The sequence below is a fragment of the Amycolatopsis thermoflava N1165 genome (assembly GCF_000473265.1).
In the GTDB taxonomy this organism is placed as follows: Bacteria; Actinomycetota; Actinomycetes; order Mycobacteriales; family Pseudonocardiaceae; genus Amycolatopsis_E; species Amycolatopsis_E thermoflava.
Genome location: NZ_KI421511.1, coordinates 7,675,521 through 7,695,297 on the forward strand (window position 1 = coordinate 7,675,521; position 19,777 = coordinate 7,695,297).

At 72.6% G+C, this 19,777-nt stretch carries 23 protein-coding genes; 12 read left to right on the plus strand and 11 right to left on the minus strand.

Annotated features, from left to right (window positions below):
* The first annotated feature begins 26 nt into the window (after positions 1 to 26).
* Complete coding sequence (locus AMYTH_RS0138210; RefSeq protein ID WP_027934645.1) at positions 27 to 983, plus strand: daunorubicin resistance protein DrrA family ABC transporter ATP-binding protein; 957 nt, start codon at positions 27 to 29, stop codon at positions 981 to 983.
* Positions 983 to 1,756, plus strand: coding sequence for an ABC transporter permease (locus AMYTH_RS0138215; RefSeq protein WP_027934646.1), 774 nt, complete (start codon positions 983 to 985; stop codon positions 1,754 to 1,756). The genes AMYTH_RS0138210 and AMYTH_RS0138215 overlap by 1 nt, the downstream gene beginning before the upstream one ends.
* Here the strand turns inward: AMYTH_RS0138215 and AMYTH_RS0138220 are convergent.
* Genes AMYTH_RS0138220 through AMYTH_RS0138235 form a run of 4 tightly spaced genes read right to left on the minus strand, consistent with a single transcriptional unit; the run spans position 1,734 to position 7,309 of the window.
* Positions 1,734 to 4,850, minus strand: a complete 3,117-nt coding sequence (locus AMYTH_RS0138220; protein WP_027934647.1) for an ATP-binding protein — start codon at positions 4,848 to 4,850, stop codon at positions 1,734 to 1,736. The two genes, AMYTH_RS0138215 and AMYTH_RS0138220, sit on opposite strands and share 23 nt — an antisense overlap.
* Positions 4,847 to 5,251 carry an MmcQ/YjbR family DNA-binding protein gene (locus AMYTH_RS0138225; RefSeq protein WP_020422027.1) on the minus strand — a complete coding sequence of 135 codons (405 nt, stop codon included), beginning with the start codon at positions 5,249 to 5,251 and terminating at the stop codon, positions 4,847 to 4,849. The genes AMYTH_RS0138220 and AMYTH_RS0138225 overlap by 4 nt, the downstream gene beginning before the upstream one ends.
* A 9-nt stretch (positions 5,252 to 5,260) precedes the next feature.
* Positions 5,261 to 5,872 carry a TetR/AcrR family transcriptional regulator C-terminal domain-containing protein gene (locus AMYTH_RS0138230; RefSeq protein ID WP_037323007.1) on the minus strand — a complete coding sequence of 204 codons (612 nt, stop codon included), beginning with the start codon at positions 5,870 to 5,872 and terminating at the stop codon, positions 5,261 to 5,263.
* A gap of 24 nt (positions 5,873 to 5,896) precedes the next feature.
* Entirely contained in the window at positions 5,897 to 7,309 is a 1,413-nt protein-coding gene (locus AMYTH_RS0138235; RefSeq protein ID WP_027934649.1) for an FAD-dependent monooxygenase, read from the minus strand.
* Between the two features lie 27 nt (positions 7,310 to 7,336).
* Here AMYTH_RS0138235 and AMYTH_RS0138240 point away from each other — a divergent pair, with 27 nt between their 5' ends.
* Genes AMYTH_RS0138240 through AMYTH_RS0138250 form a run of 3 tightly spaced genes read left to right on the plus strand, consistent with a single transcriptional unit; the run spans position 7,337 to position 8,600 of the window.
* Positions 7,337 to 7,744 (plus strand): RidA family protein, encoded by a 408-nt coding sequence (locus AMYTH_RS0138240; protein WP_027934650.1) that lies wholly within the window; start codon positions 7,337 to 7,339, stop codon positions 7,742 to 7,744.
* Positions 7,745 to 7,774: 30 nt separating this feature from the next.
* Complete coding sequence (locus AMYTH_RS0138245; RefSeq protein ID WP_026153388.1) at positions 7,775 to 8,131, plus strand: ArsR/SmtB family transcription factor; 357 nt, start codon at positions 7,775 to 7,777, stop codon at positions 8,129 to 8,131.
* Positions 8,121 to 8,600, plus strand: a complete 480-nt coding sequence (locus AMYTH_RS0138250) for an SRPBCC family protein (protein ID WP_027934651.1) — start codon at positions 8,121 to 8,123, stop codon at positions 8,598 to 8,600. The genes AMYTH_RS0138245 and AMYTH_RS0138250 overlap by 11 nt, the downstream gene beginning before the upstream one ends.
* Before the next feature lie 1,176 nt (positions 8,601 to 9,776).
* Here the strand turns inward: AMYTH_RS0138250 and AMYTH_RS0138255 are convergent.
* Entirely contained in the window at positions 9,777 to 10,259 is a 483-nt protein-coding gene (locus AMYTH_RS0138255) for an NUDIX domain-containing protein (protein ID WP_027934652.1), read from the minus strand.
* A 4-nt stretch (positions 10,260 to 10,263) separates the two neighbouring features.
* Positions 10,264 to 10,899: a nitroreductase family protein gene (locus tag AMYTH_RS0138260; RefSeq protein ID WP_027934653.1), complete on the minus strand. Its 636-nt coding sequence runs from the start codon at positions 10,897 to 10,899 to the stop codon at positions 10,264 to 10,266.
* Between the two features lie 392 nt (positions 10,900 to 11,291).
* Between AMYTH_RS0138260 and AMYTH_RS0138265 the strand changes: the two genes are divergently transcribed.
* The gene (locus tag AMYTH_RS0138265) at positions 11,292 to 11,507 is read left to right on the plus strand and encodes a dodecin (protein WP_027934654.1); all 216 of its coding nucleotides are present in this window, start codon (positions 11,292 to 11,294) and stop codon (positions 11,505 to 11,507) included.
* A 626-nt stretch (positions 11,508 to 12,133) separates the two neighbouring features.
* On the opposite strand, the gene AMYTH_RS0138270 is transcribed toward AMYTH_RS0138265, so the two are convergent.
* The gene (locus AMYTH_RS0138270; protein ID WP_027934655.1) at positions 12,134 to 12,550 is read right to left on the minus strand and encodes a CBS domain-containing protein; all 417 of its coding nucleotides are present in this window, start codon (positions 12,548 to 12,550) and stop codon (positions 12,134 to 12,136) included.
* A gap of 73 nt (positions 12,551 to 12,623) precedes the next feature.
* Between AMYTH_RS0138270 and def the strand changes: the two genes are divergently transcribed.
* On the plus strand, positions 12,624 to 13,241 hold the full coding sequence (gene def / locus AMYTH_RS0138275) for a peptide deformylase (protein WP_027934656.1): 618 nt from the start codon (positions 12,624 to 12,626) through the stop codon (positions 13,239 to 13,241).
* On the opposite strand, the gene AMYTH_RS0138280 is transcribed toward def, so the two are convergent.
* A complete protein-coding gene (locus tag AMYTH_RS0138280) occupies positions 13,213 to 14,580 on the minus strand; it encodes a CHASE3 domain-containing protein (protein WP_228685135.1) in 1,368 nt (455 codons plus the stop codon). The genes def and AMYTH_RS0138280 overlap by 29 nt on opposite strands.
* Positions 14,577 to 14,714 (minus strand): hypothetical protein, encoded by a 138-nt coding sequence (locus AMYTH_RS50650; protein WP_228685137.1) that lies wholly within the window; start codon positions 14,712 to 14,714, stop codon positions 14,577 to 14,579. The genes AMYTH_RS0138280 and AMYTH_RS50650 overlap by 4 nt, the downstream gene beginning before the upstream one ends.
* A 35-nt stretch (positions 14,715 to 14,749) precedes the next feature.
* Here AMYTH_RS50650 and AMYTH_RS50655 point away from each other — a divergent pair, with 35 nt between their 5' ends.
* Positions 14,750 to 15,034, plus strand: a complete 285-nt coding sequence (locus AMYTH_RS50655) for a hypothetical protein (protein WP_027934658.1) — start codon at positions 14,750 to 14,752, stop codon at positions 15,032 to 15,034.
* 224 nt (positions 15,035 to 15,258) lie between these two features.
* On the opposite strand, the gene AMYTH_RS50660 is transcribed toward AMYTH_RS50655, so the two are convergent.
* A complete protein-coding gene (locus tag AMYTH_RS50660) occupies positions 15,259 to 15,522 on the minus strand; it encodes an MFS transporter (protein ID WP_267283914.1) in 264 nt (87 codons plus the stop codon).
* An 81-nt stretch (positions 15,523 to 15,603) separates the two neighbouring features.
* Between AMYTH_RS50660 and AMYTH_RS50995 the strand changes: the two genes are divergently transcribed.
* The 3 genes from AMYTH_RS50995 to AMYTH_RS0138305 all read left to right on the plus strand — a co-directional run bounded on the left by AMYTH_RS50995 (position 15,604) and on the right by AMYTH_RS0138305 (position 17,650).
* Positions 15,604 to 15,732, plus strand: coding sequence for a hypothetical protein (locus AMYTH_RS50995; protein ID WP_267283915.1), 129 nt, complete (start codon positions 15,604 to 15,606; stop codon positions 15,730 to 15,732).
* 377 nt (positions 15,733 to 16,109) lie between these two features.
* Complete coding sequence (locus AMYTH_RS0138300) at positions 16,110 to 16,463, plus strand: YciI family protein (RefSeq protein WP_027934660.1); 354 nt, start codon at positions 16,110 to 16,112, stop codon at positions 16,461 to 16,463.
* A complete protein-coding gene (locus AMYTH_RS0138305) occupies positions 16,460 to 17,650 on the plus strand; it encodes an RNA polymerase sigma factor (RefSeq protein WP_027934661.1) in 1,191 nt (396 codons plus the stop codon). The genes AMYTH_RS0138300 and AMYTH_RS0138305 overlap by 4 nt, the downstream gene beginning before the upstream one ends.
* A 10-nt stretch (positions 17,651 to 17,660) precedes the next feature.
* Here AMYTH_RS0138305 and AMYTH_RS0138310 read toward each other — a convergent pair whose 3' ends face one another.
* Entirely contained in the window at positions 17,661 to 19,196 is a 1,536-nt protein-coding gene (locus AMYTH_RS0138310; protein ID WP_027934662.1) for an alkaline phosphatase D family protein, read from the minus strand.
* Positions 19,197 to 19,370: 174 nt separating this feature from the next.
* On the opposite strand from AMYTH_RS0138310, the gene AMYTH_RS0138315 reads away from it, so the two are divergent.
* Positions 19,371 to 19,748: a hypothetical protein gene (locus tag AMYTH_RS0138315; protein WP_027934663.1), complete on the plus strand. Its 378-nt coding sequence runs from the start codon at positions 19,371 to 19,373 to the stop codon at positions 19,746 to 19,748.
* Positions 19,749 to 19,777 lie beyond the last annotated feature (29 nt).

The window sequence follows — 19,777 nt, forward strand, 5'->3', positions numbered from 1 at the left end:
CGGAACAGCACACGGAGGAGGGGGCTTTGACCACCACCACGACCACCCCGGCCATCGAGGTCGCCGGGCTGCGCAAGGCGTTCGGGGACAAGGTCGTGCTCGGCGGGATCGATCTGCGCATCCCGGCCGGCTCGATCTTCGCCCTGCTCGGGCCTAACGGCGCGGGCAAGACGACCATGGTCCAGATCCTGTCGACCTACCTGCGGGCCGACTCCGGCAGCGCCCGCATCGCCGGGCACGACGTCGCCGCGGAGGCCGACCGCGTTCGGGCCGCCATCGGCGTCACCGGCCAGTTCTCCGCCGTCGACAACAAGCTGACCGCCGAGGAGAACCTCTGGCTGATGGCCGACCTGCACCACCTGCCCAAGGCCGAGGGCCGTCGCAGGGCGGCCGAGCTGCTCGAACGCTTCGACCTGGTCGAGGCGCGCAAGAAGCTCGCCGCGGTCTACTCGGGCGGCATGCGGCGCCGCCTGGACCTCGCGATGAGCCTGGTCGGCGAGCCGCGCATCATCTTCCTCGACGAGCCGACCACCGGCCTCGACCCGCGCAGCCGCCACACGATGTGGGAGATCATCCGCGACCTCGTCGCCCGCGGCGTCACCGTCTTCCTCACCACCCAGTACCTGGAGGAGGCCGACGAGCTGGCCGACCGCATCGCGGTGCTCGACCACGGCGTGTTCGTCGCCGAGGGCAGCCCGGCCGAGCTCAAGCGCCGCATCCCGGGCGGGCACGTCGAGCTCCGCTTCGCCGACGACCGCGCACTCGACCTGGCCGCCCGCACGTTCGGCGAGGTCACCCGCGACGACGATGCCCGCACCCTGCAGATCCCCAGCGACGGCGGCGTCCGCTCACTGCGCGCGCTGCTCGACCGCATGGACCACGCCGGCATCGAGCCCGAGGGACTGTCGGTGCACACGCCCGACCTCGACGACGTCTTCTTCGCCCTGACCGGACACCCCACCGAAGAGAAGGTCTCCCGCTGATGTTCACCGACTCCGCCACCATGCTGCGCCGCAACCTTCGCCACGCGCTGCGCTACCCGTCGATGACCGCGAGCGTCGTCGCCGTCCCGATCATGATGCTGCTGTTGTTCAACTACGTCTTCGGCGGCGCCATCGGCAACGGCATCGCGGGCGCCCCGGCCGGCGGCGACTACCTCGGCTACCTCGTGCCCGGCATCCTGCTGCTCACCATCGGCTCGGCCTCGATGCCGGTGGCCGTCGCGATCTGCACCGACCTGACCGAGGGCATCGTGGCCCGCTTCCGCACCATGGCGATCGCCCGCGCGTCCGTCCTCACCGGACACGTCGTCGGCAACGTGATCCAGACCGTGGTGAGCCTCGTCGTCGTCCTCGCGGTGGCCGTCGCGATGGGTTTCCGCACCTCGGCCGGCTTCGGCGACTGGCTGCTCGCGGCCGCCGTCCTGCTGCTGCTCACGCTCGGCCTGAGCTGGTTCTCCGCCGCGCTCGGCCAGCTCTCCAAGACGCCGGAGGGCGCCAGCAACGTCGTGTTGCCGATGACCTTCCTGCTGCCGTTCCTGTCCAGCGCCTTCGTGCCGCTGGACTCGATGCCCGCCGGCATCCGCTGGTTCGCCGAGTACCAGCCGTTCACCGCGGTGATCGAGACCCTGCGCGGGCTGCTCGCCGGCACGCCGATCGGCTGGTACGGCTGGGGCGCCATCGGCTGGGGCGCGGGGATCACCGTCCTCGGCTACTTCTGGTCCAAGCGCCTCTTCAACCGGGAACCCACGCGCTGAGCAGGTCCAGCGCCGCCAGGCGCAGCTCGTCCGGGCCGAGGCCGGCGTACTCCGACACCGCGTCGGCGTACGCCGGCCCGTCGGCTTTCTCGGCCGCGGCCCGGAACCCGGCCGGTGTCATCGTGGGCTGGAAGTTGCGCAGGAACCCGAGCCGCTCGGCCAGCGCCACCAGCCGCACCCCGGTGCGGTCCCCGCGGTCGAGCGCGAGCACCCCGAGCGTGAGCAGAAGGGTGCCGCGCACCGCCATCCCGATCAGGTAGGCGGGCACCTTCGCCGCGCTCTCGCTGAACAACGGCGGCGCCAGCGGGGGGAGCTCGGCGACCAGGTCGGCGACCAGGTCGAGCCTTCCGTGCTGGGCGTGCGCGATCACCGTGACGCAGAGCAGCTCCAGCGTCCACGCGTCCAGGCCAGGCGCATCCGGCAGGGGGAGCACGCCGCTGTCCCGCTGACGGGCCACCGCCTGCCGCCACAGCGCGAGCCCCTGGTCGATTTCGTTGCGGGCCAAGGAGATCTCGGCGCGCACCCCGAGGTCGAACGTGATGACGTCGAACCGGTCCTCGCCGCCGCCCGGGCTCGTCTTCGCCAGCCAGCGTTCGGCCTCGTCGACCGCGCCGCTCTGCAGGGCGGCGAGCATGAGCCCCCACCGGATCCCGATCGTGTCGGGCCACGGCGCCAGATCCGCCAGCACCCGCATCGCGACCGACAGGTGCCGCGCGGCTTCGTCCGGTTCGCCGCGCTGCAGGTACAGCTCGCCGAGCCGGGCGCGGGCCATCAACCGGACCCACGGCAGGCCGGAATCGCCCGCCGCGTCCAGCATCCGCACCGCCGAGGCGAGCGCCCGCTCGCCGTCGCCCGCCGTCTCCCACCAGTAGCTGTGCACGGCGTGCGCGACGAACGCGAGCAGCGGCTGGTCGCTGTCGCCGAGGGCGTCCAGTCCGCGGCGATCGATCCCGGGCAGCGCGGACAGGACGGTGGACAGCGCGCGGACCAGCGTCGTCGGCGGCGCTTCGGGCAGCCGCCGCAGGACGACCAGCGACCGCACCGCGCGCGGACCCTGGAGCATGAAGGTCGCGGTGGCGCACACGGTCGCGGCCGTGCGGGTCACCTCGACGAACTCCGGTTTCGGGTGGAAGCGCGCGAGCACCGCCGGCACTTCCGTGGTGAGCGCGGCCAGGCGCGAGTAGTTGGAGTCGGCCGTCCACAGCGCGCCCAGCGCCGCCGCCGTGGCCGCGACGGTCGCGCCGTCCGCCCGCTCGATGCCCAGTCGCATCGCCGTCACGAGGTTGTCCTGCTCGGCGCGGATCCGCTCGCTCGCCGTGTACGGGTCGGGGCCGAACACCGGTTCGTGGTGGGCCAGGCCGAAATCCCGGGCCCAGGCCAGGAAGTCCGCGGTGGCGCGCGCGGTCCCGCCGGCCTCGCCGAGGCGGGCGGCGCTGAACTCGCGCACCGTCTCCAGCATCCGGAACCGGGCGCCGACCGGGGTGTCGACGACCTTCAGCAGGGACTGACCGGACAGCTCCGCCAGCACGTCGAGGGTGTCGCGGCCGCCGAGCAGGTGCCGCGCGGCGTCTTCGGTGAACCCGCCGGGGAACACCGACAACGCGCGCATCGCCGCCTGCGCGTGCTCGTCGAGGAGGTGCCAGCTCCAGTCGACGACGGCCTGCAGCGTCCGGTGCCGCTGGGGCGCGTCGCGCGGGCCGCCGCGCAGCAGCGCGAACCGGTCGGTGAGGCGCCGCGCGATCTCCGCGACCGACAGCACGCGCACCCGCGCCGCCGCGAGCTCCACCGCCAGCGGCAGGCCGTCGAGGTGGCGGCACAGCGCGGCCACGGTGTCCGCGGGCAGGTCGGCGTCCGGCCGCGCGGCCCGGGCGCGCTGGGCGAACAGCTCGATCGACGTGTCCAGGTCGAGTTCCGGCAGCGGGTACACCGACTCCGACGACAGGCCCAGCGGCGCGCGGCTGGTGACGAGCACCCGCAGGTCCCGCGTCATCGACACCAGGGCCCCGACCAGCTCCGCGACCCCGTCGAGGACGTGCTCGCAGTTGTCCAGGATCAGCAGCGCCGGTGCGGCGCCGAGGACTTCGGCGATGCCGGTCAGGTCGTCGGGCGGCGGTGGGCCCGGCGTGCGGCGCGCCTCGCCGACGGCGAGCGCGGTCGCGACGTGCCCGGCCACGTCCGCGTCGGCGCGGACACCGGCCAGCGCGACGAAATGGACCAGCGGCTGTTCGGCGTCCCGGCCGATCGAATGCGCGAGGCGGGTCTTGCCCAGCCCGCCGGGACCCACGATCGAGGTGACCCGGGACCGGCGCAGCAGCTGCGTGATCGCCGCGATGTCGTCCGCGCGGCCCAGCAGCGGATTGGGCTCGTGCGGGATGCCGTGCCGGACAGCCGGCCGCTCGCCGGCGAGCGTTTCCCGTTGCCACGCCTGGAGTTCCGGCCCGGGATCGGTGCCCAACTGGTTCCGCAGCTCGCGGCGGTAGGACTCGAACCTGGCCAGCGCCGCGGACGGCCCGGCGGTCGCGGACTCCTTGCGCAACAGCTCCAGCAGGACTTCCTCGTCACGCGGCCGGTCCGCCGCCGCGGCGGTGAGCGGTTCGACCGCCTCGGCGTGGCGGCCGAGCCGGGACAGCGCCAGCCCGCGGGCGCGCACGAGGAAGCGGTGGGCGGAGCGGCGTTCGCGGCGCAAGGTGGACAGCGGGTCCAGCCCGTCGTCGGCCGTGCCGTCCCAGAGCGCGAGCCCGGCGTCGGCCTCGGCGAGCGCGATCGCGGGATCGTCCGTCCGCGCCGCGGACGCGTGCTGGAGCAGCGCGGCGGCGTCGACCTGGGCGGGTTCGAGCGTGAGGCGGTACCCGGTCGGCGTGCTGGCGATGAGGTCGTGGCCGAGCTGCGAGCGGGCGCGCGAAACGAGGATCTGCAACGCCTTCACCGGGTTCTCCGGCTGCTCGTCCGGCCACAGCCCGTCCACCAGCCGGCCGGTGCCGCAGCCGGTGGTGAGGTCGCCGGCGAGCAGCGCGAGGAGGTCCCGCAGCCGGGGCGCGGTGATCTCCCGGCCGCGGCAGGCCACCCGCGGCAGCAGGGTCAGTTCGACGGTCACCGGGCCGGCTTGCCGGATCCGCGCGGCGTCTTCTCCTGGCTGAGCGCGACCCACCGCAGCTTCTCCTGCTCGCGGCGCGGCAGCCCGGACACGACCAGGTCGTAGGAGTCCTCGACCATCTCGCGCACCAGGTCCTCGGGCACGCCGCCGTCCAGCACGACGGTGTTCCAGTGCCGCTTGTTCAGGTGGTACCCGGCGGTGATCTCCGGGTGGTCGCGGCGCAGCTGCACCGCCAGGTCCGGATCGCACTTCAGGCTGACCCGCAGCGGCTTCGACTCGAGCGGGCTGAGGGCGAACATCTTGCCCGCGACCTTGAACACGCTGTTGGCCTCGCCGAACGGGAACTCCTCGCGGGCCCCCGGCAGCGACAGGCACAGTCGTTTGAGTTCGCCTGGCGTCATGGGTTCAGGCTAGCCACGTGCGGCCGTGTCCAGGATGCGGTCGAGCCCGAACTCGAAGCGGCGGGTGAACTCGTTGTCCACGAGGTGCGGCAGCACGCGGGCCAGCGCGGGGTGGCTGTCCGGGGTGACCGCGGACTCCAGCAGGCCGGCCACCGCGCCCGTCGCGCCCTGCTCCTCCTGCGTGAGGCCGAGCGTGAAGTAGAGGATCGTCCAGCAGGTCCAGCCCGCGTCGCGGGGTTCGAGGCCGCCGTCGAGCAGGGCGGCGACCAGCGCTTCCGCGGCGCGCAGGGTGGCCGGCTCGGCGACGAACGTCCCGGCGACGACGAACGCGCCGTCCCGGTGCGCCAGCAGCGCGCGGCGGAACCGGTGGGCCAGCTCGGTCGTGCGGTCCCGCCAGTCGTCCGGGAGCCCGTCGAGGGAGATGCCGGCGAAGACCGCGTCGGCCATCAGCTCACGCAGCCGCGCCTTGGTCTTGACGTGCCAGGAGACGGTGTTGAGCCGGACACCGAGCCGCCGCGCGACGGCACGCAGGCTGACGGCCTCCAGGCCCTCTTCGTCGAGCAGGTCGAGCGCGACCCGGACGATCTCGTCGCGCCGGCTGTCGCCGTTCCGGGTGATCACCGGGCGATGCTAGCCAGGTCGCCGTCAGGGGTGCTGATCAGGCTCGCCGCTGGGGGTCACGTCCGCGACGTGGCCGTCGGGGCGGATGAGGGCCGTGTCGAGCGCGGCCCAGTCCGGCCGGTCGTCCAGCGGGCGTCCGTGGTGGACGACCGTGCCGGGGGTGGCGGGGCCGGGCTCGTCGCGGAAGTCCAGCAGCACCGGGCGTCCCGCGTGCAGGAGCCGGAAGAGCGTGGTGTCGCGGAACTTGAGGTTCGGTGCGCGGGTGCCGGCGAGCGGGTGCGCGCCGGGGTAGCGGACGGACAGACCGGACAGCCGCTCGGCGAGTGCCCTGGCGAACGCGGGCTGTTCGGCGATGAGGGTGCTGAGCAGTGACCGCAGCCGGCGGCCGTCCGGGGTGAACGCGGTCATCAGCGCGGTCTGCGCCTGGGTGTGCTCCAGGAGTTCGGCGCCGACCGGGTGGCGTTCGTCGTGGTAGGTGTCGAGGAGGTCGTCGGGCGCCTCGCCGCGAACCACGGCCCCCAGCTTCCAGCCGAGGTTCATCGCGTCCTGCAGGCCGACGTTGAGCCCGACGCCGCCGGCCGGCATGTGCATGTGGGCGGCGTCGCCGGCGAGCAGGACGCGTCCCCGGCGGTAGCGGGTGGCCTGGCGGCTGGCGTTGGAGAACCGGGACAGCCACGCGGGAGAGTGCATGCCGAAGTCCCGGCCGGCGATGGCGGTGACCTTGGCGCGCAGCTCGTCGAGGGTGAGCTCGCCGGGGTGGTCGGCGCGGACGTCGCCGGGACTGTGGCCGACCAGCCGGTGCAGGCCGCCGGGCAGCGGGACGGCCAGGAGCAGGCCGTCGGCGGTCGCGCGGCTGTAGGAGCCCGCGGACGGCGGGTCGGTCAGCACGACGTCCCCGAGCCAGCCGTAGACGGACGCGGACGTGCCGGGGAAGTCGATCCCGGCGGCGGCGCGGACGGTGCTGCGGGTGCCGTCGCAGCCCACGACGTACGCGGCGGCGACCGTGTACTCGCCGTCCGGGCCGTCGACCGCCACGCGCACCTCGCCGGGGTGTTCGGCGAGGCCGGTGACGCGGTGGCCGCGCCGGATGTCCGCGCCCCTCTCGCGCGCGAGGTCTTCCAGCAGTTCCTCGGTGCGTGCCTGCAGGAGCGCCAGGGTGATCGGGAAATCGGTGTCGAGCAGGGCGAAGTCCAGGCGGTCGTCGAGCACGGCGAAGTGCCCCTGCGGGATGGGGATCCCCTCGACCAGGAACGGCTGCTCGACGCCGCGTGAGGCCAGCACCTCGATGGTGCGCGGGTGGATGGTGAGGGCCTTCGAGTGCGGGTCCCGTTCGGCGCGCTGTTCGAGGACGGTGACCTCGGCGCCCGCGAGGCGGAGTTCCGCGGCCAGCCACAGCCCGGTCGGGCCCGCTCCGGCGATGACGATCTTCTTGGTCACCGACCAAACGTAGCCTATGGTGGGTCGATGACCAAGAGTGAGATGCCGCAGTACGCCAACCCGGCCGGGCTCTTCGCGCTGCCGGAGATGTTCAGCCTGTCCGTCGCCGTGCCCGCGTCACGGCTGGTGTTCCTGTCCGGGCAGGTCGCCTGGAACGCCGAGGGTGAACTCGTCGGCGAGGGTGACCACGGTGCGCAGGTGGAGCAGATCGTGCGGAACATCGACATCGCGCTCGCCGCCGCGGGCACGAGTCGTGAGCACCTGGTCAAGCACACGATCTACGTCGTCGGATATCGCCCGGAGCTGGCGGAGGCGATCCTCGCGCCGTTGCGTGCGGGGGTGACCACGCGATCGGCGAGCACGCTCGTCGGCGTCCAGACCCTGTTCGACCCCCGCTACCTGGTCGAAATCGATGCAGTTGCCTGGATCCCTTGACTCATTCCCATATGGGTATATATTGGCTGCATGGCAAGGGCAGCGACTACGGCGGACGCGTTCAACGCGGTGGCCGAACCGCGGCGGCGGCAGATCCTCGATCTGCTGGCCGGCGGGGAGAAGCCGGTGAACGACCTGGTGTCGGTGCTCGGGCTCGCCCAGCCGCTGGTGTCGAAGCACCTGCGGGTCCTGCGGGAGGTGGGTTTGGTGGAGGTTCGCGACTCCGGACGGCAGCGGGTCTACCGCATCAACGCCCGCCCGCTGAAGGACATCCACGAGTGGGTCAGCGGATACCAGCGGTTGTGGGACGAGCGGTTCGACCGTATGGACGCGGTGTTGGAAGAACTCAAGGAACTGGAGGACGGAGATGAGCACGATGACGACTAGCGGTACGGCGAAGGTCACGCTCCCGGCGGACAACCAGGTTCAGATCGTGCGTGAGTTCAACGCGCCCGCGCGGCTGGTGTGGAAGGCGTGGACCACGCCGGAGCTGGTGAAGCGCTGGTGGTCGGGCGAGCGTGGCGAGGTCACGTCCGTCGAGGTCGACCTGCGGGTCGGCGGGAGATGGCGCAACGTGATGATCGCCGACGGCGGTTTCGAGGTCGCCTTCCACGGCGAGTACCGGGAAATCGTGCCGCACGAGCGGATCGTGTCGACCGAGGTGTTCGAAGGCATGCCCGGTGCGGAGTCGCTGAACACGCTGACGCTGACCGAACACGAGGGGCGCACCACGCTGACCGTGCTGGCCGAGTACCCGAACAAGGAAACCCGCGACGGGCACCTGGAGTCCGGCATGGAGGGCGGCATGCAGGAGTCGCTGGACCGGCTGGAGCAGGTGGCGGTGTCGCTGGCCTGACGGCTGGTGGTGTTGCTGGGGCAGGGGCCTGGGGGCCGCTGCTGGTGGTGCCGGCCGGAGGGGAGGTGCTGGCCTGAGGGCAGGTGCTTGCCGGAGGGCAGGTGGTTGCCTGAGGGCTGGTGGTTGCCTGGGGGCTGGTGGTCTGGCCTGGCGCTGCTCCTGGTGCCGGTGTTGCCGGCCTGGGGCTGCTGCTGGTGCTGGCGTTGCCGGCTTGAGGCTGCTGCTGGCGGCGGTGTCGCTGGGTCTCGGGCTGCTGCTGGTGCTGCTGGCCTGACGGCAGGTGGTGCTGCGCTGAGGGCTGGCAGTCTCGCCAGGCGCTGCTGCTGGTGCCGGTGTGGCCGGCCGGGGGCTGCGGCTGATGGCGGTGTTGTCAGCCTGGGGGTCGCTTCTGGTGGTGGCGTTGGCGTAGGCCTCGCTGCTTCGGTGGCGCTGCTTCGAGGGTGTGGGTTCGGTGGGCCTCGCGTAGCGGGGCCCACCGGCATATGCGGTGTGGGTGCGGCGGGGTGCCTCGGGTGGGCTCCGCCCGGCGGGGTGGTCGAGCCCGGGGTTCATAGCGCGGGCGCGCCTTTCGCTTGGCGCGCCCTCGCGCTTGCGCAGGTGTCCGCCACGGTGTTCCCGGTCGTGTTGAAGGTTCTGCCCGGCTGGCGGCGGTGTTGTCAGCCTGGGGGTCGCTTCTGGTGGTGGCTGGCGTAGCCCTCGCTGCTTCGGTGGCGCTGCTTCGAGGGTGTGGGTTCGGTGGGCCTCGCGTAGCGGGGCCCACCGCCTTGTGCGCTGTGGGTGCAGCGGGTTCGTCCCAGGCAGGTGCCGCGCTGGCGGCGCGGAGCGCGCGGGTGCGCCTCACGTGCGGGCGCCTGCCCGCCTGCGCGGGTTTTCCGCCGCGGCGAAGGTTTGCTCGGCAGCGACGAGGTTCTCGCGCTGCCGCGGCAGGGTTACGCCATGCCGGAGCGGCGAAAAGTGTCGCCCGGCCACGGCAATTCCTGCGCCCCTCGCTGGGGCAAACCTGCGCCCCGCCGAGGTAAACCTGCGCCCCGCTGGGGGCAACCTCGCCCCGCCGCGATCAGCAAGATCTCCGCCCGCAGGGGCGGGGATCGCCTGGGCCTGCCGGTCCGCCTGGGGTTCCGCCCGGAGGTGGGGTGTCCGGGCGGAACCGGGGCCGGTGCGGGGTTGCCGCCGGGGTCAGGCGCGCAGGATTCCTTGTGCCACCAGCGTTTCCCGCAGGCGGGTGATGATCGGCACCTGGCCCTTGACGAGCAGTTCCGCGGCGCGCTCGGGCGTCGTCCACTCGATGCGGTCCACCTCCGGGAACTCCTGGACGCGGCCGGAGCCCTTCGGCCACTCCATCTCGAACGTGTTACTGGCGAAGCCGGCCGGGTCGAAGTCGCCCTCCGCGGCGAACGTCGTGATGACCTTGCCGCTCGGCTGGCGCACCTCGCCCAGCTCCAGGATCTCGCCCGTGAGGACGGGCTCGCCGACCTCCTCGGCGAACTCGCGCCGTGCGGCGGGCAGCGGGTCCTCGTCGGTGTACTCGCCCTTCGGGATGGACCAGGCCCGCTCGTTCTTGCGCGCCCAGAACGGCCCGCCCATGTGCGCGATCAGCACCTCCACCCCACCGTCGCCGGTCAGGCGGTACAGCAGGAACGCCGCGCTCTTCCTGGGCACCGGATCACCACTGGTCGTAGTGCAGGACCTCGGACAGCGGCTGGCGCTTCGCCGGCTTGAACGTCTCGCCGGTGTAGAACGCCGTCGGGATCAGCGCCGCCTGCCGGACGTGGTCCGGGATGCCCAGCAGTTCAGCGGCCTCCTTCTCGTAGACCAGGTGCAGCGACGTCCAAGCGGTGCCGAGCCCGAGGGTGCGCGCGGCGAGCATATAGCTCCAGACCGCGGGCAGGATCGAGCCCCACAAGCCGGCCTGGTTGCCCTCGGGCAGCTTGCCACCCGGCACGTGGATCGCCGGGACGAGCAGCACCGGCACCTCGGCCATGTGCTCGGCCAGGTAGTCGGCGCTGTTCATCACCCGGTGCTGGGTGGCGGCGCGGTCCGTGTCGCCCGGGTAGCGCTCCTCCGGCGCGGGGCCCTGGTCGCGGTAGGCCTTGTAGGACTTCGCGTACAGCTCGGCCAGCTTGGCGCGCTTGCCGGCGTCGGTGACCACGACCCAGTGCCAGTCCTGCCGGTTCGACCCGGTCGGCGCCTGCAGCGCGAGGGTGATCGCACGCTCGATGAGCTCGCGCGGCACGGGACGCGACAGGTCCAGCCGCTTGCGCACGCTGCGGGTGGTGGTCAACAGCTCCTCTGGTGTCATGCCCCCGATCCTGGCATGCGCCCCTGGGATCGGCGGCGGTCCCCGAGGTCGGCACTTGGAGGTGCCCTGCGCGGGGGCGGGATGGGCGGGTGGCTGGGCGGGATCGTGAGGGGGTGGCGGTGTGTGTGGTGGTGATGTTGGGGTTGGTGTTCGCCCGAGGGTGGGGGGTTGAGGGTTGGCCCGTGGGGAAGGCGGATCGGTGGGGCGGGGGCGTGGGTGCGCGAGATCGTGAGGGGATGTGGCGATGTTGAGGGTGGTGTTCGCCCGAAGGTGGGGTGGGTGGACGGCACGCAGGTGGGGGTGGGTGCGCGAGATCGGGAGTGGGATGCGGTGGCGGGCGTGGCGGGTGACAATGCCGGGGCCGGGATTCGCCTAGGGCAAGGAGGCCTGACATGGCCGGGCACACCTATCGCGTCACCGAGATCGTCGGCTCGTCCAGTGAGAGTTTGGAGGCCGCCATTCGTGGGGGTATCGAGCGTGCTTCGCAGACGTTGCGGGGGTTGGACTGGTTCGAGGTGACCGAAATACGGGGGCACATCGAGAACGGCGCGATCGGGCACTTCCAGGTCGGGCTGAAGGTCGGGTTCCGGCTGGAGGACGCGGACTGACCTGGCCAGGGCGCGCACGGCGCCCAGCAGGGCGGCGCGGATGCGGACCGTCCACTTGGGACTGTGGTGGGTTGTCGGGTTCATGTCGGCCACGTTAGGGACGGGGACCGACAAAAACCTGTGCTGGGCGGAAAATCGCCACCCTATCGGGTCGAATTGGTCGAATCACCTGACTGGAGCAACAGGTATACCTGCGCGCGGGGCAGATCGGCTGGAACGCAGGGCGGCGCAACGCGGGGAGCGGGCGCCAACGACGAGGCGCAGAAGCCGGGAGCGGGCCTCAGCGACGCAGCGCATTGCCGCTCGGGTCTCGCCGGGCTTCAGCGACGCAAGGCATAGCCGCGAGCGGGCTCCAGTGGGCTTCAGGGACGCAGCGTATAGCCGCGAGCGGGCCTCAGCGGGCCTCAATCACGGGGCGGGGAAGCCGGGAGTGGGCCTCGCCGACACGGCACAAAGCTAGGCGCGGGCCTCACCGACACGGCACAAAGGCCGAGCGCGGGCCTCACCGGCACAGCGCAAAGCCCGGAGCGGGCGCCAACACGAACCAAGCGTTGAACGCCCCTCCGGGCGGGAACGACGAACCTACAAAAAGCCGAGGAACCTGCACAAACCCGATCGAACCGGCATCAATCGGCCGAAAGTGCCTGCAACAGGTCACCGATCTTGGGTTCGTCCAGCGACCTCGCCACGTCCGCCTGCGCGACGATCCCCACCAGGTCGTGGCCGTCGATCACCGGGAGCCGCCGGACCTGGTGTTGCGACATTGTGCGCAGGATTTCCTCCGCATCGTCGTCGGCGCCGATCGTGACCGCCTCGCCCTGCGCGAGCTCCCCGGCGTTCACGGCGCGCGGGTCCTTGCCCTCCGCCAGCACCTTCACCACGATGTCCCGATCGGTCAGCATGCCCTTGAGCCGGTTGTCCTCACCGCAGATGGGCATCGCCCCCACCTGCAGCTCCGCCATCCGCTTCGCGGCGTCGAGCACGGTGTCGCTGGTCCGCACGCACTCCGGTTCCGGCGTCATGATTTCGCGAGCCTTCGTCATCTCTGCCTGCCTTCAGATGCACTCGAACTGGGCACTCGCCGTCATACCCGCACCCGGTTGGTTTACTCGTCCCATGTCCGAGATCGAGGTCCACCACGACGTCACCACCGGCGGCGACCTGGCCCACCACTACGCCCGGGGCGAGTCCCGGCCCATCACCGTCGTCGGCAACCCGGTGCTGCACCAGCCGTGCGCCGACGTCACCGAGTTCGGCGACGACCTGGCCCAGCTGGTGTCCGACATGTTCGTCAGCATGCGCACCGCCAGCGGCGTCGGCCTCGCGGCCAACCAGATCGGCGTCCCGCTGCGCGTGTTCGTCTACCTGTGCCCGGAGAGCTACGCACGCAGCGACGGCGAGCTGTGGCACGCCGGCCACGTCGTGAACCCCGTCATCGAAGTCGCCGGCGACGAGACCGGCGCCCACCCCGAAGGCTGCCTGTCCGTGCCCGGCGCCAGGGCCGTCGTCGAACGCCCCGCCCAGGTCACCGTCCGCGGCTTCGACCTCGCGGGCAACCCCGTCGCCGTGCCTGGCCGCGACCTGCTCGCCCGCTGTTTCCAGCACGAGACCGACCACCTCGACGGCCGCCTCTACATCGACCACCTCACGCCGGAGGGCCGCGAGACCGCGCTGGCGGAGATGAGCGAACCGGCCTACCCGGTGGTCACAACGGACGCCGCCACTCGACCGTGACCCGGCCCGGCTCGCGGCACACGACCGCGTCCCCGGACGCCTCCGCCAGCGCCAGTTCCACCCCGGCCACCTGCTCGTCCGGCACCGCGCACCGCACGCGCAGCCGGATCTCCTCGCCGGACAGCGCCAGCTCGACCTCCTCCGCGCCGCCGCCCGGCACCGCGGTGGCGCGCAGGATGTCCCGCAGCACCTGGGTGACCTCTGCGGTGACCTCCTCCGGCGGTTCGATGTCGAGGTCGCCGGTCAGGACGAGCCCCGGCGCGCGCCCGTGGGTCGTCTCCAGCTCCCCGACCACGTCGCTGACCTGCGCGCGCAGCGCCGGGCGGGTCCGCGTCGCTGCCGTGCCGTAGACGGAGCTCCGCAGCGCCGAGATCGTGCGGTCGATGCCGCTGATCGCGGTGGCCATCACCGGGCCGGACCGGGGGAACCGGGCGGCCGCGGACTGCAGGTCCAGCGTGATGCCGTAGAGCCGGCGGATCGCCGTGTCGCCGAGCGTGCGGGCGATCCGGTCGGTCTCCTCCAGCCGGGCGATCCGGTTCGCCGACGCCGCCACCTGTTCGGCCTCCGACAGGATCCGCACCCGCATCGCCTCGACCGCTTCGCCGAGCCGCACCACCTCCTCCGGCCCGGCGGCCTCGACCTCGCGGTGCAGGTCGCCGGCGGCCACCTCGCGCACCTGCGCCACCAGCCGGTTCAGCGGCGTGACCAGCGAGCGGCGCAGGATGACCACGCTCGCGATTCCCAGCACGAGCGCCAGCGCCACGCACAGCCCGGTGGTCAGGTTCGCGGTGGCGTTCGCGCGGCGCGACGATTCCAGCCGGGCCGCGATGAGCTGGTCGAGGTGGTTCCCCAGTGCGGCCAGACGTGCGCGCAGGGTGTCGGACAAGGCCTTGCCCAGCCGGCCGTCCGCGACGGTGCCGTCCGCGCGGACCTGCGCGATCGACGGCTCGGCCACCTGGGTGCGCCACTCGGCGCCCACCGCGCTGACTTCGTCGAGGAGAGCGATCGATTCCGCGTCACCGGCCATCAGCCGCCTGAGGTCGCCCTCCGCGCCGGCGACCGCCGCGTGCCCCGTTTCGTAGGGTTGCAGGAATTGCGGATCGCGCGTCAGCAGAAAACCGCGCTCGCCCGTTTCCATGTCCACGTAACCCTTGCCGAGCGCCGCGACCGCGACCTGCGCCGGGCGCAGCGTGTCCCGCACCCGCGAACCGACGTCGGTCACGTGGACGCGGGCCGCGGTGGTGACGATCGCGGTGGTGGTGAGCAGCAGGAGCAACCCGCTCACGAGCAGGATCACCTGCCACCGCAAAGTCCGCGGCGGGAATCGCGGAATGGTCACGAAACACGATAACCCGCATCACCGGAAAACCGAGAGCGCCGATTTCCCGCCATCACCGCGGCACCGGCCGCGGCGCCGATCGCCAATGCGATCGCGATCCGGTACGCGGCAGGCGCGCCGCCGTCGAAGAACACGCCGCCGAGCAGCGCGACACCGAGCGTCGCGCCGAGTGCTGCACCGCGTTGAGCAATCCCGCGGCGGAACCGATCTCCGCCGGCGCACCGCGGGCAGCGCCGCGGTGAAGAACGCCGGGCTGAACAACCCGGCGCCGATTCCGATCACCGCCAGTGTGCCGAGGACAACGGCGTGGTCGCTCACCAGGCACGCCGGCGTCCAGCTGCTCGTGCAGGGCCACGACCAGGGGCAGGCCCGAGGTGGCGGTGACGAACAGCGCCGAGGTGACCAGCGCGGCCGGGAACCGTCGTCCGGCGACCAGGGACCGTTTGACGAGTGAGCACGGCTGCGGCGCTGGTGCAGCACGAGGACGACGAGCACGACCGCGCCGGCCGCGAGGAGCCGGTAGTCCGGAGTGGACAGTTGCGTCAGCCGGCTGGACGAGCAGCCCGAGGCCGAGGACCGTGAGCACCGTGCCCGGCAGGTCCAGGCGCGGGCGGCTGGGCACGCGGTCCTCCGGCAGGCCACGGGTGAGCAGCAGCACGATCACCGACAGCGGCACGTTCACCAGGAAACCGACCGCGACGTCCAGGCCGCGGTGAGCACGCCGCCGAGCACCGGCCCGCACACCGCCGCGAGCCCCATGACCGGGCCGATCGCGCCGAGCGCGCGGGACAGCGCCGGGCCGGTGAACATCGCGCGGATCAGCCCGATGGTCTGCGGGATGATCACCGCCGCGGACGCGCCCTGAGCGGCGCGGAACACGATCAACGCGCCGGCGTCCGGCGCGCGAGCGCACGCCAGCGAGGTGAGCAGGAACGCCGTCACACCGAGCCGGGAACACCCGGCGGCGCCTGGCGAGGTCGCCGAGCCGCCCACCGGTGATCAGCAGCGCGACGACACGCCTGGGTGCGGCTGACCTCGGGCGGCACGGTCGTGCGGCGGGTCGACGAACTCCGTGGGCGCGGCGCGTTGTTCTTCGACGTCGAGACCGGCGACGCGCTGTTCGCAGGATCGGCGCGGTCTCCAGGTGCGTGATGGCGGGCAGCGCGAGCCGGGTCGTCAGAGACCCGTGCAGTGCGCCGGTGTCCGCGCACAACGCGATCGACAGCAGGTTGGTGCGCCCCGGACGCTGACAGCGGTGGCGCCGTTGGTCTCCCCGGCCGGCGCGGCTTCGGTCCGCGCCGGCCGGGGGCGGCCCGTGCGATAGCGGGCCCGCGCACGCGCGCCTCGGCGACCGGACCGGCGCGCGCGGTGTGGAGCCGGGCGCGGCGGATCGGGCGGGCATCGCGTGGAGTTTCGGTGCACTCCACTGTCGTCCGCGAACGGGCGCCCGTCAAAGTATTTTCCGGTGTGGTGTCGATCCGCGGGGGCGCCGTTCGTGTAGAGGGTGGAAACCGACCCGAGGAGGGACCATGACCCACTACTTGCTCACGATCTACCAGCCCGACGGCGAGCCGCCCGCGCCGGAGGTCCTCGAGCCGATCATGAAGAACGTGGCGGCGTTCGAGGAGGAGCTGCGGGCCGCGGGCGCGTGGGTGTTCAGCGGCGGGCTGCACCCGCCGAGCACCTCGACCGTCCTCCGCGCGCAGGGCGACGACGTGCTCATCACCGACGGGCCCTACCTGGAGGGCAAGGAGCATGTCGGCGGGTTCACCCTCATCCGGGCCGCCGACCTGGACGAGGCCCTGGTGTGGGGGCGCAAGGCCGCGCGGGCGGTCGGGCTGCCCATCGAGGTCCGGCCGTTCGTGGAGGAGTCCCTCGGTTGACCGAGGAGATCGCCCGCGTCTTCCGGGAGGAGTACGGGCGCGCGGTGGCCGTCCTGGTCCGCGTTTTCGGCGACATCGACATCGCCGAGGAGGCGGTCCAGGACGCGTTCACCACGGCTGTGCGGCGGTGGCCCGAGGACGGGATCCCGCCGAGCCCGGCGGGCTGGATCATCACGACCGCCCGCAACCGCGCCGTGGACCGGTTGCGGCGCGAGGCGATCCGCGACGACCGGCAGGCCCGCGCGGCCCTGCTGCACGCCCGCGACGAGCCGGTGGAGGAGGGTGCCGTGCCCGACGAACGGCTCCGGCTGATCTTCACGTGCTGCCACCCGGCGCTGGCCCCGGCCGCGCGGGTGGCGCTCACCCTGCGGTTGCTCGGCGGACTGACGACCGCCGAGATCGCGCGGGCGTTCCTGGTGCCGGAGAAGACGATGGCTCAGCGGATCGTGCGCGCGAAGGGCAAGATCCGCGCCGCCCGCATCCCGTACCGGGTGCCGGACGAGGCGGACCTGCCGGACCGGCTGCGGGCCGTGCTCGCGGTGCTGTACCTGGTGTTCAACGAGGGCTACACGGCCCGGCGCGAAGGCCTGTGCGCCGAGGCGATCCGGCTGACGCGGGTGCTGGCCGGGCTGATGCCGGACGAGCCGGAGGTGCTCGGGCTGCTGGCCCTGATGCTGCTGACCGAGTCGCGCCGTGCCGCCCGCACCGGTCCGGGTGGGGAGCTGGTGCTGCTGGCCGACCAGGACCGGAGCCGGTGGGACCGGGAGCTGATCGCCGAGGGGCAGGCACTGGTGCGCCGGTGCCTGCGGCGGGGGCGGCCGGGGCCGTACCAGATCCAGGCCGCGATCAACGCGGTGCACAGCGACGCGCCGACCGCCGCGGAGACCGACTGGCGGCAGGTGGTGGCGCTGTACGACCAGCTCATGGCGGTCGCGCCGTCCCCGGTGGCGGCTCTGCACCGGGCGGTCGCGGTGGCGGAGGTCGACGGCCCCGCGGCCGGGCTGGCGCTCGTGGAGCGCCTGCGGCTGACCGAGTACTACCTGTTCCACGCGGTCCGGGCGGACCTGCTGCGCCGCCTGGGCCGGCGGGACGAAGCGGCGCGGGCCTACGAGGAAGCCCTGCGGCGGACGGAGAACGCGCCAGAGCGGGAGTTCCTCACCCGCCGGCTGCGGGAGACCGGCGGGTGAGGGACCCCGGTCACACGTGCCGCGCCCCCGCGCGGCCGGCTTCGATGACGAAGCTCGCCCGGGTCTGGACGGGCGCGCCGGGGCGCGTCACGTAGTCCACGATGCGGTAGTCGGCGGTCCACGAGTCCCGCGTGATCGTGTTCCGCACGTAGCCGCGCTTGCGGTTGATGAACTTGATGTGCGGGTTCTCCGCGAGCTGCACGCGGTCACCGGCGTTCTGGTCGGTCCCGTCGCCGCCGGAGGAGATCGACGTTCCCACCAGCTCCGTCGCGACCGTCGCCGACGCCGGGTCCTCGAAGTCGGCCTTCACGTCGGCCACGTAGTTCGCGTGCACGTCCCCCGTGATGACCACCGGGTTGCTCGCCTGCGCCAGCTTCGAGCGCACCAGGTTGCGCTCCACGTAGTAGTTGTCCCAGGCGTCGTCGCTGAACGAGTCGGCCGTGCCGGACGTGAAGTCGCGCTGGGCGAAGAACACCTGCTGCGCCAGGACGTTCCACCGCGCGGTCGGGCCGGACAGGTTGCGCAGCAGCCACTCCTTCTGCTGCGCGCCCAGGATCGTGCGCGACGGGTCCAGCCGCGCGTCGCCCGCGACCTGGTCGTCGCGGTACTGGCGGGTGTCCAGCAGGTGCACGTCCACCAGGTCGCCGAAGGTGAGCCTGCGGAAGATGCGGATGTCCGGCCCGGACGGGCGCTGGGCGCGGCGCAGCGGCATGTGCTCCCAGTACGCCTGGAACGCCTGCGCCCGCCGCTGCCGGAACACGGCCGGGTCCTGGTCGGGCTCGGTGTCGGGCTGGGAGATGTCGCCCGCCCAGTTGTTCTCCACCTCGTGGTCGTCGAACACGACCGCCCACGGGAACGCGGCGTGCGCGGCCTGCAGGTCCGCGTCGCCCTTGTACTGGGCCAGCCGGACGCGGTAGTCGGCCAGGTTGAAGGTTTCCGCGGCGGGGGTGTGCCCGCGGCCGATGCTGCCCTGCCCGTTGCCCTCGTAGATGTAGTCGCCGAGGAACGCCACCAGGTCCAGGTCCTCCTGGGCGAGGTGGGCGTGCGCGGTGTAGAAGCCGTCCGGGTAGTTCTGGCAGCTGGCGAACGCGAACGAGAACCTGTCCAGCCGCGCGCCCGGCCGCGGCGCCGTCTTCGTGCGGCCCACCGGGCTGATCTCGTTGCCCACGCGGAAGCGGTAGAAGTACTCGGCGCCGGGCTGCAGGCCGGACACCTCGGCGTGCACGGTGTGCGCGGACTCCGGCCGCGCGATCTCGGCGCCCGCGCGCACCACGTGCCGGAACCGCTCGTCCGCGGCGACCTGCCACTCGACGGGCACGGCCTTCGACGGCATGCCGCCCAGGCCGTCGGCGGCCAGCGGCTCCGGCGCGAGCCGCGTCCACAGCACGACGCCGTCGGGCAGCGGGTCGCCGGACGCGACGCCGAGGGTGAACGGGTCGCGCACGGGGCTGGCGGAGGCGGTGCCCCAGCCGGCGAAGGCAGCGGCGCCGAGCGCGGCGCCACCGGCGATCAGGACCTGACGGCGGGTGGGGGAGAGGTCGGTCATGCGTCACCTTTTCGGGGGTTCGGGAGGAAAGGCGCGCACACGCTAAGCACCCCGGGTGGCCGCTGCCCGAATCCCTGGTGGACGGGACATTGATGATCGTGCTTGTCACATCACGGTTCGATCACCCCGGGTAGCGCACTGCCCCGAACGGACGATCAGCTGGTTGTGCGACTGATGATCGAGGTGGCCGTGCTGATACTGGCCGTGGCGACGGCGTTCTGGTTCGGCCGCCGGTCGGCCCTGCCCCGCCGCGTCGGTGAGCCGGCGCCCGCGTTCCGCCTCGAGGCCCAGCCGCAGCAGTGGTACCGCCTCACCAACACCGGCCCGGTCCTCGCCACCGGGGTCCGCGTCGACTTCGGCGACCGCTACGACCGCGCCCTCACCCGCCGCCTGCCCGACGTGCTCGACCTCGGGCCGGGCGAGTCCGTCACCTTCCTGATGCTGGGGACGTGGGCGACCCCGCGGCCTGCCGAACTGCGCGTGAGCTGCGCCGAACTGCCCAAGCCCGCCCTCGTTGCGGTGCCCGAAGGCGCCGAGCCGCTCGCGTCCTGACCCGCCGGTACTAGCTTGGTACCGAGGAG

What these genes read in the sequence shown, in the direction of transcription:
- AMYTH_RS0138310 (WP_027934662.1), bottom strand. Translation starts at nt 19,196, where the DNA reads ATGACCGACCTCTCCCCCACCCGCCGTCAGGTCCTGATCGCCGGTGGC.
- AMYTH_RS0138300 (WP_027934660.1), top strand. Translation starts at nt 16,110, where the DNA reads ATGACCCACTACTTGCTCACGATCTACCAGCCCGACGGCGAGCCGCCC.
- AMYTH_RS0138270 (WP_027934655.1), bottom strand. Translation starts at nt 12,550, where the DNA reads ATGACGAAGGCTCGCGAAATCATGACGCCGGAACCGGAGTGCGTGCGG.
- AMYTH_RS0138245 (WP_026153388.1), top strand. Translation starts at nt 7,775, where the DNA reads ATGGCAAGGGCAGCGACTACGGCGGACGCGTTCAACGCGGTGGCCGAA.
- AMYTH_RS0138215 (WP_027934646.1), top strand. Translation starts at nt 983, where the DNA reads ATGTTCACCGACTCCGCCACCATGCTGCGCCGCAACCTTCGCCACGCG.
- AMYTH_RS0138265 (WP_027934654.1), top strand. Translation starts at nt 11,292, where the DNA reads ATGGCCGGGCACACCTATCGCGTCACCGAGATCGTCGGCTCGTCCAGT.
- AMYTH_RS0138225 (WP_020422027.1), bottom strand. Translation starts at nt 5,251, where the DNA reads ATGACGCCAGGCGAACTCAAACGACTGTGCCTGTCGCTGCCGGGGGCC.
- AMYTH_RS0138250 (WP_027934651.1), top strand. Translation starts at nt 8,121, where the DNA reads ATGACGACTAGCGGTACGGCGAAGGTCACGCTCCCGGCGGACAACCAG.
- def (WP_027934656.1), top strand. Translation starts at nt 12,624, where the DNA reads ATGTCCGAGATCGAGGTCCACCACGACGTCACCACCGGCGGCGACCTG.
- AMYTH_RS0138240 (WP_027934650.1), top strand. Translation starts at nt 7,337, where the DNA reads ATGACCAAGAGTGAGATGCCGCAGTACGCCAACCCGGCCGGGCTCTTC.
- AMYTH_RS0138315 (WP_027934663.1), top strand. Translation starts at nt 19,371, where the DNA reads ATGATCGAGGTGGCCGTGCTGATACTGGCCGTGGCGACGGCGTTCTGG.
- AMYTH_RS0138260 (WP_027934653.1), bottom strand. Translation starts at nt 10,899, where the DNA reads ATGACACCAGAGGAGCTGTTGACCACCACCCGCAGCGTGCGCAAGCGG.